We start from the raw sequence: 536 nt of genomic DNA, 5'->3' as shown, positions 1-536 counted from the left end.
TATTTGCATTGGTCGGATCGCAGCCATTACGAAGAAGCCGGCAACGGTTCGCCCATGCTGCTGTCGTTCAGCTTTGATGCTGGCGTTACGACCTTGTTCGGGCCTTTGTTGGCGGGCGCCAAGCTTCGTCTTGTCAACCCCATTGCCCAAATACATGCGCTTGCTGGTTTAGAGGATGGTCAGACCTATGATCTAATCAAGCTGACGCCTTCGCATTTAAGCCTGCTGAACAAGCGGCTTGAAGCCGACAAGGGACCAGCCCCGACCAGAGCGCTCATGGTCGGTGGGGAGGCCTTGATCCCGGGAGACATGCAGTTTTGGCAAGAGCGTTTTCCGAACGTGCGTCTGATCAATCATTATGGTCCGACAGAAGCGACGGTTGGATGTGCCACATTCGCAATATCAGACGCTGTCGGGGGGCTGGCCTCGATTCCCATCGGGCGTCCGATTGCGAACACGCGGATCTACCTGCTGGACGCTCATGGTGCGCCGGTGCCGTTCGGGGCGGTGGGCGAGCTCTATATCGGCGGGGCGGG

Annotated in this window: 1 protein-coding gene; it reads left to right on the top strand. The window is 58.2% G+C overall.

The annotated features are described in order from the left end of the window. The coding region (locus NKI72_RS35390) for an AMP-binding protein (RefSeq protein WP_352852315.1) at positions 1–536 on the top strand (536 nt) is incomplete at both ends.

It is taken from the genome of Mesorhizobium sp. M0437 (assembly GCF_040321335.1).
In the GTDB taxonomy this organism is placed as follows: Bacteria; Pseudomonadota; Alphaproteobacteria; order Rhizobiales; family Rhizobiaceae; genus Mesorhizobium.
Note: the sequence above shows the minus strand (reverse complement) of the source record. Positions and strands in the feature narration are given on the sequence as shown.